This window comes from Alteromonas sp. IB21 (assembly GCF_016405965.1).
Taxonomy (GTDB): Bacteria; Pseudomonadota; Gammaproteobacteria; order Enterobacterales; family Alteromonadaceae; genus Alteromonas.
Window position 1 is genome coordinate 33,661 of the sequence record NZ_JAEFCD010000036.1, and the last position, 14,493, is coordinate 48,153.

General features: G+C 40.5%; 9 protein-coding genes. 4 read left to right on the top strand and 5 right to left on the bottom strand.

Annotated features, from left to right (window positions below):
• Positions 1 to 268: 268 nt before the first annotated feature.
• The gene (locus JC525_RS18445; protein WP_198817417.1) at positions 269 to 2,956 is read left to right on the top strand and encodes an FG-GAP repeat domain-containing protein; all 2,688 of its coding nucleotides are present in this window, start codon (positions 269 to 271) and stop codon (positions 2,954 to 2,956) included.
• Positions 2,957 to 3,187: 231 nt separating this feature from the next.
• Complete coding sequence (locus JC525_RS18450; protein WP_198817419.1) at positions 3,188 to 5,878, top strand: FG-GAP repeat domain-containing protein; 2,691 nt, start codon at positions 3,188 to 3,190, stop codon at positions 5,876 to 5,878.
• Between the two features lie 47 nt (positions 5,879 to 5,925).
• On the opposite strand, the gene JC525_RS18455 is transcribed toward JC525_RS18450, so the two are convergent.
• A complete protein-coding gene (locus tag JC525_RS18455; RefSeq protein ID WP_198817421.1) occupies positions 5,926 to 6,666 on the bottom strand; it encodes a sulfotransferase family protein in 741 nt (246 codons plus the stop codon).
• 86 nt (positions 6,667 to 6,752) lie between these two features.
• On the opposite strand from JC525_RS18455, the gene JC525_RS18460 reads away from it, so the two are divergent.
• Positions 6,753 to 7,658 carry a glycosyltransferase gene (locus JC525_RS18460; RefSeq protein WP_198817423.1) on the top strand — a complete coding sequence of 302 codons (906 nt, stop codon included), beginning with the start codon at positions 6,753 to 6,755 and terminating at the stop codon, positions 7,656 to 7,658.
• Between the two features lies 1 nt (position 7,659).
• On the opposite strand, the gene JC525_RS18465 is transcribed toward JC525_RS18460, so the two are convergent.
• The 3 genes from JC525_RS18465 to JC525_RS18475 all read right to left on the bottom strand — a co-directional run bounded on the left by JC525_RS18465 (position 7,660) and on the right by JC525_RS18475 (position 11,435).
• Complete coding sequence (locus tag JC525_RS18465) at positions 7,660 to 9,369, bottom strand: hypothetical protein (RefSeq protein ID WP_198817425.1); 1,710 nt, start codon at positions 9,367 to 9,369, stop codon at positions 7,660 to 7,662.
• A gap of 276 nt (positions 9,370 to 9,645) precedes the next feature.
• On the bottom strand, positions 9,646 to 10,509 hold the full coding sequence (locus tag JC525_RS18470) for a hypothetical protein (protein ID WP_198817427.1): 864 nt from the start codon (positions 10,507 to 10,509) through the stop codon (positions 9,646 to 9,648).
• Positions 10,510 to 10,541: 32 nt separating this feature from the next.
• Positions 10,542 to 11,435, bottom strand: coding sequence for a GT-D fold domain-containing protein (locus tag JC525_RS18475; RefSeq protein WP_198817428.1), 894 nt, complete (start codon positions 11,433 to 11,435; stop codon positions 10,542 to 10,544).
• 128 nt (positions 11,436 to 11,563) lie between these two features.
• Between JC525_RS18475 and JC525_RS18480 the strand changes: the two genes are divergently transcribed.
• Positions 11,564 to 12,673 carry a sulfotransferase gene (locus tag JC525_RS18480; RefSeq protein ID WP_198817436.1) on the top strand — a complete coding sequence of 370 codons (1,110 nt, stop codon included), beginning with the start codon at positions 11,564 to 11,566 and terminating at the stop codon, positions 12,671 to 12,673.
• Positions 12,674 to 12,730: 57 nt separating this feature from the next.
• Here JC525_RS18480 and JC525_RS18485 read toward each other — a convergent pair whose 3' ends face one another.
• Positions 12,731 to 14,293, bottom strand: coding sequence for a methyl-accepting chemotaxis protein (locus tag JC525_RS18485; protein ID WP_198817438.1), 1,563 nt, complete (start codon positions 14,291 to 14,293; stop codon positions 12,731 to 12,733).
• Positions 14,294 to 14,493: the final 200 nt, after the last annotated feature.

Genomic DNA, 14,493 nt, shown 5'->3' on the forward strand with positions numbered 1-14,493 from the left:
TTAGCCACATGTACACCCCGTCGTAAGCTTGTTGTAGCTAACGACCTCAACGTTTACAAGTATGTTGGATTGCGTTAATTGGCGCAGCCAGTTCGAATCAAACAGTTGCTGTTATAGATAGCTTGATAAACGTTAAATCGGAGCGCCTGACGGTGACGGCTAATCTCTCGTTAGAAAGCAAATTTCCTATATTCAACATTTACTTATTAGTAAACATTGAGCTATGTTTACTAATAAGTAAACCGCCACACTTTAACAAGGACCGTTTATGCTGAAGAAAGCATTTCCAGCTTTGCTATTTATGTTATCGTCTTATTCAATGGCTAGCCCACTTCTAGACGAAACGTTTGAGAAACTACAAGGAAACTCTCCTGTTTCATTTAGCGCTACCCCCGTTCAGGGCTTTGCCAAAGAAAGTTATAGCGTAATGATTCCAGAAGACAATAATCGCGGAACCGTCTACGTCGCCTACGATACCGATGCGTCGTTCAAAAAACAGTTTCCCGTAACAATTAGCAAAAATAGTGAAGAGATTACATTTTCGGTTGATGAATCACAAAATGTTGTAGTATCGAATACATCATTTGATATTTATTCTCCTCTATTTGCCGAACAGTGGGATGAAGAAATAGCATCATTATTACAACAAGCACACCAACAGGGTTTGTTACAAAGTACATCTTTTATAGAAAATATGTTGTATGTTTCATCCCGCATTTTCGAAGAAGACAATAAATTATATACCTCTGGATACTATGAAATTGAGTTGGTCATTCCCCAGCGCGTTTTTGACGATTTTGCTGGTGGCTGGCCTGGTCCAGCGCGTATTGCGAAACCTACTTACTTCGCCAATGAAGTAACAGAAACTCAAATAGAAACAGTCGAACACACTGCTTTTAAAAACAGTCAGCACTTATTAGATAAATGGTTGCTTCCACTATATATCGACTCTGATTTATATGGGCTCGGTAAACGTCGCGAGCTTAGTCATGAACTAATAGATCTCTCATCTCCTGTTCATAGCTCGCATTTGTTTGATATTTCAATTAATGTTCAAACTTCATCACAAAGTATTTTATTGACTTACAATGATACTTCAGTTCGTTATTCACCTATCTCATATACAGATAATCACTATGTTTTTTACGTAGAAGTAGAAACAAGTGAGGAAACATTTAAATTTGTGGCCGCTGGTTACAAACTACTCGAGAATACCGAAGCATTTACGAACGCCCTATCAAGCCAGTTTCCTTTTGTGCAAACCTCACACTTAGGTATGGGAATAGAGGAACGGTTTGACGGAGACCAAATAGCTTGCGAATGGATGGTAGGTTATGAATTTCTTTCAGACGGCTCTATGAAGTGGACTCTATGTACAGAGCGTCTTACTGGCGAAAAAAATGTAATTGATAGAAACCCATTCATCAGCGGAACAGAAGGATGGCAATGGCAGATCAGCAATGACATTATCGAATTTGAAAATAATCAACCATATACCGAGCTAAATAAGCAAACATGGGTACCAATACAAACCAATGAGCAAGGCTACACGATTATTTTAGAGTATTGGGAATATGCTGCAAACTATGAAGGTGCTCCCCCCAATGGCTACGCGCTAACTCCTAGAGCCAACATGATAAAACTGGTCGACGTTAGCCAATATACCGAAGCATACGCCAACGGTGGCTTTGGCGGCGATGCAGACGGCGACGGCATTGAAGACGGGCCTGATACCGATGACGACAACGACGGCATGCCTGATTACTATGAAGAATCGTTCTCGCTTAACCATTTGAACAGTGCCGACCGCGATGAAGACCTAGACGGTGACGGCTTAACTAACTTTGAAGAGTTTACGTTGGGTACCTATCCTAACGACACTGACTCTGATAACGACGGCATTCCTGATGGTGAAGACACTTCACCAGTGCCAAGAGATAATGAGCCGCGTACCTCGTTTGATTACGACGGCGATGGCATTTCAGATATTGTTATTCGCCGCCCTGAGATTGGCCAGTTTCTTGTGGCTCGCTCGTCTGATGGTGCCATTATGCGTGCGTTCTTTGGCTCACTAGGTAGTGATATTCCCCTAGCCGGTGACTTTGATGGCGATGGCACAACAGACCTTGCTATTCGACGCCCTTCGGTAAAACAGTTTATTTCCCGTACGTCTTCTGACGACAGCATTAACCGTATTTTCTTCGGCTCTCAAGATGAAGACATTCCGGTTATTGCCGATTACGACGGTGATGGTGTTGATGATATTGCCATTCGCCGCCCTTCTAGCGGACAGTGGTTTATTAAGTACAGCTCCACAGGTGACATTATGCGTGAAACCTTTGGTACGAGTACGTCTGATATTCCTGCCGTGGCCGATTACGATGGCGATGGTAAAGCGGATATTGCTGTACGCCGACAAGATGCAGGCCAGTTCATTGTTAAGTATTCAAGCACTGGTGAGATAGACCGCATCTTCTTTGGTTCAGAGGCCACCGATATCCCAGTACCCGCCGACTATGACGGTGACGGCAAGGCCGATATTGCTATTCGTCGCCCTGAAAGCGGATTCTGGTTCGTGAAACGCTCTACTGATGGCGTTATTGAACGCACTTTCTTCGGCTCACAGGAAGATGATATTCCTGTTGTGGCTGATTACGATGGTGACGGTAAAGCCGATATCGCTATTCGCCGCCCTGCTTCGGGAACCTGGGTAGTTAAACAGTCGTCAGATGGCAGCTACACGCGCCTCTTCTTTGGCAGTAAAGCCACCGACATTCCGTTGGCAGCGCCGCTTAATACCGTTTTAGGTATGTCAAATTATACAAGCGCGACCAGTGCAACAGAGTCGCTTGCTGGGTTTGAAATTGATAGAAGCGAAACGCTAATTAAAGAAGCAATTCGCGGTGAAGAGAATTGGCTCACAGAAGAGGTAACCAATCCAGACATAGGCCTGTAAAGGGCTAAGTTAACAGAATAGCCGCTTTTTCAAGCGGCTATTCTTCAGGTAATATCAACCTCACCCCCCCCACTTTAAAATAAACAGCCTTTTATATTTTGGATATAATTTCACGTTAGATAATTGGTGAAAAGAGCTTTAAAGAATTAGTATTGAGTATGAACAGGGATAGTTGTTGTGACGAAAAAGTTGTCGCATATCCTTATAATAAAAAAGGAAAAAGGATACATAATGAAAGTAAATGCTAGCCTAACAACTGGGCTTTACGCACTGGCAATTCTAACTCCATTTGCTAATGCGTCCTCGATAGAAGATTTCATTAACTCAGATGAGCGGTTCTACACAACTACGCAAGCTGCTGAAGGTTTCGGTATTAATCCAAGTTTTACACTGGAAAAAGTATCTGAAAGCGACTGGAAATTTTCTTCGGTGTCACCAACTAATGCGTGGACGAAGCAAGGAAAGTTGATAATTGATGGTGAATCAGCTTTCATTGAGTTTCCTAGCGAACAACAATTCACAATGGAAACTTTTCCGGTTCTTAACTGGAACTCTGACGAATTTAGAAACAAATGGGGCGACCTAGTTGCTGACCAATTGATAGCGGCGAATGATCAGGGCCTCATCTACAACCCTCAACTGCGAGTAAACCATCTAGATACAGCCGTTGAGATTCAAGCCATAAATGATGCTGATAAACTTTATACTATTGTTACTGTATCCAAAGCAGAGCAACTAGTTATTGACCAACATATAATCGACAACATCGAAGGTGGTTGGCAAGGAAGCACTGCACCCACAGTTAACGTTTCTCCACTAATTTATGGGGACAATGACTTCCGCCATTATATTGAGGGTTTTGGAACTAGTAGCGTAAATGCTAAGGAGTTATTTACTGGGGAGTGGGCGATTCCAATTTATACCGACCTTGAAGTTGCGTTTGGTTCTGACTACCCAGGCATTGCATATGACATCGTAAACTTTGATGATACAAAAACACCATCAGTAGAGTTTGCAATTTCAGCTGACGTCAATGTCACTGACAATTTAGTTCAGCTAATGTACGAAGATAAAATCCTAACCTATCAGCCCATATCAGAAACATCCCAACAAATACTGACGTTAATCACTGTCGAAAGCGAAACGAATAGCTTTACTTTCATGTCAAACTTAGTGAAGAAAACCGACACCTATGAGCGCTTTGCGCGAGGTATTCATACTCACTTTCCATTCGCACAAATTGCTTATACAAATGGACGATATGCTGGTCAGTATTATGACGAAGGGCAACTAGAGTGTTTTAGCCTTTGGGGGCATATCTTCAATATCGACGATTTTTCTATGCATCGTGGTGTGGGCTGTAATGACGGCCCCGGCGACGGCAGAGATTTCGACAGTATCATTTTACCTAACCCTGACACTTGGGAGTGGGAAATGAACAATGCCAGACTCACTATGCGTTATGTTGGCGATAACTATGAAACCTTTAGAGAGCGTTATTGGGATCCTATCACTTTTACTCAAGATGGTTACGGAATAGTTTTAGAACGTAGCCTTCGTGATGACGATGGATCAGGTGAAGCGGGTTATTTTATACGCCCACGCCTTAACTATATTAAATTAACCGATTTAAGCAAATACACTCAAGAATACGCCAACGGTGGGTTCGGTGGCGATGCAGATGGCGATGGCATTGAAGACGGGCCTGATACCGATGACGACAACGACGGCATGCCTGATTACTATGAAGAATCGTTCTCGCTGAATCATTTAAACAGTGCCGACCGCAATGAAGACCTAGACGGTGACGGCTTAACTAACTTTGAAGAGTTTACACTGGGTAGCTACCCTAACGACAGTGACTCTGATAACGACGGTATTCCTGATGGTGAAGACACTTCACCCGTGCCAGTTGATAAAGAAGCGCGTACCCCTTACGACTACGACGGCGACGGCATTTCAGATATTGTTATTCGACGCCCTGAAATTGGACAATTTATTGTAGCGCGTTCTTCAGATGGCGCTATTATGCGTGCGTTCTTTGGCTCACAAGGCAGTGACATTCCCCTTGCTGGTGACTTTGATGGGGACGGTACTACCGACCTTGCTATTCGTCGTCCGTCTGTAAAACAGTTTATTGCACGTACGTCGTCTGACGACAGCATTAACCGTATTTTCTTCGGCTCGCAAGATGAAGACATTCCGGTTATTGCCGATTACGATGGTGACGGTATAGATGATATTGCTATTCGTCGTCCTTCTTCTGGTCAATGGTTTATCAATTACACCACAACCGGTGACATTATGCGTGAAACCTTTGGTACCAATGCGTCTGATATTCCTGCTGTCGCCGATTACGATGGCGATGGTAAAGCCGACATTGCGGTGCGCAGACAAGACGCTGGCCAGTTCATTATTAAGTATTCAAGCACTGGTGAGATAGACCGCATATTGTTTGGCTCTCAGTCTACCGATATTCCAGTACCCGCCGACTATGACGGTGACGGCAAGGCCGATATTGCTATTCGTCGCCCTGATAGCGGATTCTGGTTCATTAAACGCTCTTCTGATGGCGTTATTGAACGCACCTTCTTCGGGTCCCTCAGTGATGATATTCCTGTTGTCGCAGACTACGATGGTGACGGTAAAGCCGATATCGCTATTCGACGTCCAAGCTCTGGCAGTTGGGTGGCTAAACTATCTGCTGATGACAGCTACGCACGCTTTTATTTCGGTAGTAAGACTACTGACATTCCATTAGCAGCACCGCTTAATACCGTTTTAGGCATGTCAAATAATACAAGTGCAAGCAATGCGACAGAGTCACTTGCTGGGTTTGAAATTGACACTCTTAACTTACTATTAAAAGAGTCGATTCAACCTGATTCGTCGTGGAAAACAGAAGTGGTTATTGAAGACTAACAATTGTAATTACATCGGCCACAGTCTGTGGTCGATGTATTCCCCCGCTACCTATCTGAGACTAAAAAATAAAAATACATTAACATTCTCGCCCATCTAGGCACATGAACAGATTGATTTGAAGCGAAAACTCTTTCATCTTTTATGGTCTGTTGTGGAAGCGATAGAAAGTCGAATATATCTTCAAGGGTTTCAGTATGCTTGTTCAATAAGCATTCTTGAGTAATGACCTTAACATTGTTTTTGGGAAAGAACCGATAAAGCGTTCTCAATTGCCGCTTATATCTTCCTCTTATCAAATAAGAATGGTCGCGGTACTCACTTTTAAATTCGCTTGTTGGAAGGTTCTCGTAAAAACCAATCATTCGCTGGCGCTCGCTCCAAAACGCAGCTAGTGGCTCAAGGTCTTCTCGACCTTTCTTCTTAGACATAGCGTAATGCGAAATTGCACGCTCGACAGGATCTCTTAGCATTACAACATGCATTGCGTTGGGGCATGCCCCAGCACACTCTTTAACAAATGTTGGATGCAGCATAGTTATTGGTGTCGCGTCTAAAATATAGCGTTCACCTTTATAATGTCCCAGCTTACGCATGTATGCCTGTTCGATAAATGCTTTTTTATCTTTAGTTCTCAAAAGCTCAGGAGCATCAAAAACGTGAGCTTCTTTGTTATCAACCAAGCAAATGTCTTCATGCTGAGATAAAAAAGAAGCTAAAGCTGTTGTTCCGGCTTTTTGGACGCCAGGAATAAAAAGGTTGGGTAACGGAAAAGTATTGTGTGACATGTTATGACAGCGTGCTATTTGGGGTAGTATTTCTGTATAATTTAAATTCTAGATTCATTTTGCTAAGGCTTTGGCTTTATTTTTTCATGGAAAAAAAAACAGTTTCATTTTATCGAAAATATTACAGTTATACTGGCGGTCATCAGAAGGTAAAAGATTACATTCACCATTTTATAGCGAGCAACTACCAGCCGCTGCTTTTCACTGAAGGCGAAGCAAGCACGTGTCCAGACCTTTTTAAAAACTTGGAAAATGTCACTTTCCAAGAACACTACAAGCCTCAAGATGCAGACATAGTTATGCTGGCAGGCATGGACTGGAAAGCTTACATGGACTCAGGCGCTAAACACAATAACATCTTTAATCTAATTCAGCATGTTCGCCATGCTGATAGACAACTCCCACTTTTCGAATATCTAGAAAAACCAGCGGTAAGACTATGCGTCTCTAACTCAGTGAAAAATGCAATACTTCCTTTTGCCAATGGCCCTTGTCACACTATTAATATGGGGATCTATTTACCACACCTAAAAAACCGAAAAAGTTCTGATTTATACATTCTCGCTAGCAAGCAACCAGAACTTGGCCATGAAATTTTAGAATGGGCCAATGGCAAAGGCATAAAAACAATACTTCATGACGCAAAAAAAGAAAGGATAGACGTACTAAGCGCAATGTCTTCTTCAAGAGTGACTTTGGCACTTCCCAATATTTCAGAAGGTTTTTTTCTTCCTAGTTTGGAAGCCATGCACTATAGTAATTTCGCTGTAGTTCCCTATTGCATAGCCAACAATGAATATTATCACCCATGCGCTAACTTAATTATTCCTGATTATGAAGTCGATGATATAAAAAGCGCCATTTTACGCGCGTTAAGCTCACACCACTCTGTATCCACTGTAAAAAAATATATTGGACAAAGAATTGTAAGAAAGTATTCACTTAAAAAAGAACAACAAGAGCTACAAAAAATACTTAAGCTATATGTCTAGGTTACTTATTTTTCAGACGTCGAAGTAACTTAGGCAAAATTTCATTTAATTTATTCTTGTAATACTCATAAGCACTGGGAGCCGTATGAGAACGTATGATTTTATATAACCTAGAATCATCTATATCATGTGCTTTATGTGAAATTTGTTTATTTAAGGCCAGGGCCAAATCTAAACGCTTATTTTTCAGCCTATCCAAAACAAACTTAAGATCTTTGACAGTTTCACTTTCATTGTAAAACGGCAAATGATCGAAACTCGCAAGTAAGGCGTTAAATTTGTTTTCATCCAAGTTTTTTTCTGCAGAGAGAACCTTCATTGCGCTTTCTTTAAGCGCATGTTTTAGTTCTGCCACATCGCTTGAAGATAGAAGGGAAAAATTTTCTCTATTTTCGCTTTCTTTTTGCAAAAAGAAATCAAGTTCACGTAACAGCCATTTCTCTGCAAAAGTGTTTGCGAAGCGCATCAATTGTAGCGCGCCAGCAGAATATTGAGTGTTCAAGCGCTTTTCCAACTTGGGCGGCGGAATAAACTCTTCAAAACAGCAGCTGAAGTCACTGTAAAGCGACCCTCCCTCGAACGACTTGTCTCCATAATAGCGATATACGATGTCAACTCCAAATGCCCGAGCTAAATTCGATATAATAGACAAATTAGTAAAAGTTATTTTTTGGGGAACTGAGAAATCAGCGGTTCTGCCATGCCGCTTTACTTCTTGATGAAAGCCTGACTCCAAACTTGAAATGGGGTGTCTTATATAAAAAATATATTTCGACGACGGTAACCGACTAAAAAACCACAACAAGTAATAAAAAAAGTGCTCCGATGAAATAAGTAATGTTCTGAAATTGCTTTCATTAAACTTGTTAATAATAGCGGTAGCTTTGTCATCATCAAAAAAACCCTTTCCATCTTCAGCAAATGTAACAAAATTTTCGAAGTTTCCAGAACTAACACCATTTTTATCAATCTTATGAGGAGGATAGAATATACCTAATTTTTCGAGAGATTGTGTAGACCTATTGAGCCACGACTGAAGTGCTGATGTACCCGTCTTAGGTGGTCCGACATGGACATAAATTTGCTTGCCTTCATGAACATTCATAGCCGCCCTTTTAGAATAACGCTCCCACCTTTTATTGAAGACGCGCTTAGCTTCGCTATAAATCATATAATCATTAGCGTAGAGCTCTCTTATTTCACTGAGTGTTTCTTCACCGAGTAATTTATTTAAGGTGTCGCCATTGTTATATGCAAATTCGCTTTGTAGTAAATGCCCGTACTGGATGCGTGTGAGCTGAGACAAATGCCACTGCTCACTGAGTAAAATTGAATGATAAAAGGCTTCATATATGCCTACAAAGCCAATTTTTTCAATAGGCATGTTTTTAAATGTACGGTAGTAGAGTTCAATTCTATTCTTATCTCTATAAAACTCTCCAAAACTCTGCTGAAAAGAAGGGTCGCTTTTAAAAGCACAGAACGCTTTCCATAGGCGTGTTGCAGGGTCTGCTAACACAATCCCGACATTTACGTAATTAGCCGGTTTCAAACCGGCAACAAAGTTTTGCGGGCTTGTGTTAAGGTTCAGACTAACGTTGTCTAAAGTACAATCCGCTATGAGCTTTATAAACTTCGATGCTTCGATATTGGGAAAAGAAAGGATAGTTTTTTCTGGTGCGCTAAGCATTGAAGCAGGTATGTTGTTCATTGAAAACTTCAGATATATTTCAAGTTTGGTAATGGAAAAAGGTTCATGGCTGAACCCCAGCAAGTAGATGATTACTGACTATAAGTGTCCTGGAAGCTTGAACCAATCATGAAATGTAATAATACCATTTGCACATGTCGTTGCATATTCTTCTCTATCACGCATATCTACAGGACAAAAGCGTTATCTAGTGTTTACTGCTCATCCTTAATTAACTGAGTGCTCTCAAATTTGCTTAACAAGGTGTCCCCCCTTGTATAGCCCTTTTAAATCTATCTAATCGAAACCATCTAGAAAAAGCTCTGCCTCATCATCTTTCAAATACGACTTTGCGTAGTCAACCGCGCTCTTTTTAAAGGTGTTTTTTATACGAGTACGCACATCTTCATCGATGAGAAAAAGGCGAGGGAAAAAGTTATAAACTGTCGTAATATTCTCAGCTTTTGACTTTAACAAAGACTCTTTAGAGGCAAAGCCAAACGGGAGTAAACGTTTGAAGTCACTTATTATGTCTCCCTCTGCTAATACACGTTTGTTGTAAACTTTGGTTAGCATCGATTGGCGGCCATAAATATCACACCAAAACTCAGACAAATTTGCTGAATAATCAAACTGCCTCGTTGGCGCTGTCTTTAACCAATCCTGTGGCTTTATATCATCGTTAAAATATAACTTAACTAAAAGCTTTCTTGCACTTAATATCATTTCGGAATTACCAGAGTTCAGCGCGTCATATAAAGAAGAGTTGTTCATCTGCAAGTATTGTAAAAACGCTGACTCTATTATTTCAAAATGATTCCGAACATAGTACACCACATAAACGTCTGCTATGTTCGACAAAGCTTGAAAGAATTGATATTTGTAATCTCCACGCTCCGAAAAGTTTCGCATATTTGGTAAGCCAGACTCAGAACTTACTACGATATTTTTTTGTGAGGCATTTTCAATTTCATAATAAAGTGATTTGTATTCATCAGGTGTTGCGTTGAAGAGTCGATGATGAGCGTCACTCTCATCTCTCGTTGTCTCAGGATATAAAAAATCACTCTCTTCAGTTTTTGAATGAGACATCAGGTACTTTTGTATGGACGAAGTGCCCGTCTTACCATGACCTATATGAAAAACTAGTTTCTTACTCACGCGGTTTCCAGTTAAATAGCTATCAAAGTATATTACCACATGGTATTTCTGTGTGCTTTGTACTTAGAGATGTCCAGTCTCTCTGTGTCTAGAGAGAAATGATCGCACAAATCATTAAATCGTGTGAATGCCTCTTCGCATGAAATTGAAGGGATTTCCTTGTAACATAATATACTGTGCGCGGGATGGACAAGCCTCGACTTAACTTCTGCCCATGCGTCGAAGAGCGCGCCTACGTCTAGCGCTATTCCTCCTCTTTCTTTAATTATTTGGCAGTATACTTTTCCGAGTCCCCCAGCACCAACTAGATAAATTGCACCTCTATAGGGAGGGTCAATGTTTTCTGAAGTTTGTAAAAAGCCTTCAGGAAAATGCGGCGTTAACTGATCCCCAGCAAACCTAGCCTCACCCTGGATAGGGTGATGCTTTATATTTTTAACGTGAAAATTTTGTCTCAGTTCCTCGCAAACATCTCTAGGTGTTATTAAACCTAAAAACTTTTCTCCATTTAATAGCTTCCTGAATAGGAGACAAAATTGTAGATAGCGATGAATTGCGGCATCTGTAAAAATTTGTTTTTCATTCACTAAATCATAATGTTGTAATGAGTCAAAAACAGCTTGATAATAGGGATGCCTTAGAATTTGCTTATCCCGAGGTATACCCACTATATCAGCATTTTTTACTGCGTTTCGTATGCGGTCTGCGATGAAATTAGCTTCCTCATCACTAACTACCTTACTTCCAAACCATACTTTAAAACTCCTGTTGATGGCATTTCTATTCGTTATTTCAGGATATCCCATCAATGCACCTTCACCATCTCCCAAACGAATTAAAGACATTGGGGTCTTATTTGCGACAGCCTCTTCAATCTTTTGGTACGTATCAAAGCAGTTAAGTTTCCTGTAACTATTGTTTTGCATTCTAATTTTCAAAATCCCATTGATTAACGTTCTAACAAGCTATGGCATATCTTGTTATCGCATTGTAGTTTTGTCTTTTTTCTTCATTTATCATACGATTATTGAACAGCCATAAAAAAGAGCTTCATTTGAATTCAATAGCTTATTTTATCGAGATCGACAGTCCAAACATTACAGAGGACTTTATAGAAAAACCACTCATCGGTGTTGAATCTGCTGAACATTTCTTCTCTTGTCAGATTAATCATGATAAGGATGTCGATTTAAACCTTCACATTTATTCAGAGAAATGGGCTATTAAAACGGTTGCGATAAACGAAGGACTAATTAGAATTCCGCTAAACAGTGAGCGTAAAGATATTCACTTCAAAGTTACAAGTCTAGAAAGTGCTGCAGAAATTCTAATTTACGGTTGTATTCAGTTCGTAGATAGATTGCCAACCCCAGTTTTTGTAGTTGGTTCTCCTCGCTCTGGTACGTCTATAGCGGCTAATACTCTACGAGAAGTTCTCCATTCAAAACACTCTAGTGAGACACATATTATTACAGCATTTGCCGACATAGAGACGCAACTGAATAAAAACTTCTATAACAGTAGAGCAAGCCAAATTAATGGGATGGCTCTTTCTTCCTTTCCTAAAAGCTACGTAAAAGCAGAACTAATTAAACTAATAAGAGGCGCCTTCTCAACTACATACATGAATTCATTTTTCATCGATAAAACCCCCGGGAAATTAATGATCTCAATGCTTGATCTAGCACTTTATGCTTTTCCAAAAGCAAAAATAGTATTTTGTAAAAGAAGAGCCATTGAAAATGTTATTTCAAGAATGGACAAGTTCCCAACAATGAGTTTTCAGCAACACCTTGAAGGATGGGTCAAGTGTTTTTCAGAATGGACAGCCATCAAGCTCAAGATGTCAAGCATCCTTAAAACACGAAATTGGTATGTAGAGTTAGACCAGTATCACATCGCTAATAGTCCTCGCTCTGCAGCCTCAAAGCTTGCTTGTTTGTTAGGCCTTGATATTAAATTGGAAGTTAAAATTTCTGAAAAGTTCTCAACAAACAAACCGGAAACAAAGAATTTATCTATTCGTCCGATTAAAAGCTTAGCGAGTGCGGAATGGAGTGATGAAGAAAGGTCTCTTTTCTTAAAAATATGCCAACCCACAATGGCAGAGCAAGGATATTCATTAGATGAGTATTATTTTTCAAACAAGTGTTCCGACACATAACTCAGTCACTTAGGCAAACATAGGTGAATTAACCTTACAGTCGTAAATCTAAAAAGATTATAACTCTTGTGCTTTATAACCGATACGAAACCCGCCCCAGTGCTTACCTTTAACATAAATAGGCGCTGATAGATCGTGCATTATCTCACCGGTATCCCGTTTATATGTCTGGAGTAAAAAAGTAGAGGTATTACTACCACAACGACTTCCCGTTTTATCGCTAAATATACGTTTCGTGCGATTATTCGCTAAGTCGGTTTCGTAATCACCGGTAAGGGGCTGGCTAAACTTTTTATTGTGAGTAGGAAAATAGCCATTCTTATCTACTGCTCCAGCGTAAATAATATAGATGTAATTATCTAATATGGGCTCCTGCAACTCAGGAAGCGCCTTGTCAGTGAAGCTATCAAAAGGAGTAGTGTGCTTCTCGGGGTTGGTGTTTGGCATCGGTGTATAATCAAAACTAAACAATTGTGACTCGGATATCTCACCGTTTGATATTGCTTGTTCGAAGCGCTTACCTATTTTTTCTGCTGTTGATATCGCGATATCCCTTACCTCACTATTCCTGTCGTTTACATCGAAACTCTCCAACAGTCTGAATATATCTTCTGCTTGGCTGCTCAACGCGAGCGCTCGTGTTGCTACATCATTGAGATCTCGCTCTAGATTTTCCGTCGTGCTATGTAGCTGTAATATATTGGCACTAATACCTGCACTGTGTTCAGTATTACTCTCTACCATGCCTTGCATAGCGCCCATTGATTCGCGAGCTTGCGTAGATAATGAGCTTGAATGAGAGATGGCATTTTCACTTTCTTGTAACTGCACATTCATATCGTCACTAGAATTAAGCACAGTTTGCATTGTCTCGACCGCGGCTTGACTGCTCGTGTTCATATCTTTCAGCAAGCTTTCAATTCCTGATGTGGCATCTGTTGTTTTTTTTGCTAATTCTCTTACCTCATCCGCAACAACGGCGAAGCCTCTTCCCTGTTCACCCGCTCTTGCCGCTTCAATAGCGGCATTTAACGCCAGCATATTTGTTTGATCGGCCAACTGATTAATTGTATTGGTAATAGTACTGATACCCTCAGCCCTACTTTTTAAAATAGTTAATGCTTCTGAGGACGCATTTATATTCTTTACGAGCTGCTGTTGCTGCTTCAACACTTCTTTTAAAGACGAACTACCTAATTGTGTTTTTTCGTCAGACTCACTCATTGATGCATAGGCATTCTTTGCAAGCTCATCTAACGAGCTTGATGAAGTTTCTAAGTGCTGAAGTCGCCCGCTCATTTCACCAATATTTGCGACCTGTTCATTAAAGGCTTTTGATAATTGTTCGAGGAAAAACGAAATAGAGGCGCCGCCTATAGCAATGTTACTTACAGCATGACTCACCTTCGTAGCATCGTTATTTTTAAGATTAGTTACATCTAACTTTATTGATGCGCTGTCATTTTCTATTACCTTTTTATCAGACACGCTATAAACAAAATACGCCCCAACTAGAGCACTGACAAAAGTAATGCCAGAAGCTATCCAATTATTATCAGTGACCCAATGTGCCGCCAAACTGCTTAACCCAGCGATAGCCGCCATCAATAAATACTTCATCAAACGCACTTAACATTGATTTAACATCTTTCAAATGTAGTCTGATCTCGATCTAATTTCTATAAGCAGTTGGTAGTAGAACTTTATTTACTTCAATGCAATTAATGGGAGCAATGTGTATTACTTTGAATATTGGGGTCAGAGTCTGAGGGATCCCCACGAATTTAATTTCATGTGCCTGCGGCCCAAGCCCCGTCTAC

Bases quoted from the DNA above. Each gene is read 5' to 3' on its own strand.
- JC525_RS18485 (WP_198817438.1), bottom strand. From the start codon at position 14,293: ATGAAGTATTTATTGATGGCGGCTATCGCTGGGTTAAGCAGTTTGGCG.
- JC525_RS18455 (WP_198817421.1), bottom strand. From the start codon at position 6,666: ATGTCACACAATACTTTTCCGTTACCCAACCTTTTTATTCCTGGCGTC.
- JC525_RS18450 (WP_198817419.1), top strand. From the start codon at position 3,188: ATGAAAGTAAATGCTAGCCTAACAACTGGGCTTTACGCACTGGCAATT.
- JC525_RS18475 (WP_198817428.1), bottom strand. From the start codon at position 11,435: ATGCAAAACAATAGTTACAGGAAACTTAACTGCTTTGATACGTACCAA.
- JC525_RS18460 (WP_198817423.1), top strand. From the start codon at position 6,753: ATGGAAAAAAAAACAGTTTCATTTTATCGAAAATATTACAGTTATACT.
- JC525_RS18465 (WP_198817425.1), bottom strand. From the start codon at position 9,369: ATGAACAACATACCTGCTTCAATGCTTAGCGCACCAGAAAAAACTATC.
- JC525_RS18445 (WP_198817417.1), top strand. From the start codon at position 269: ATGCTGAAGAAAGCATTTCCAGCTTTGCTATTTATGTTATCGTCTTAT.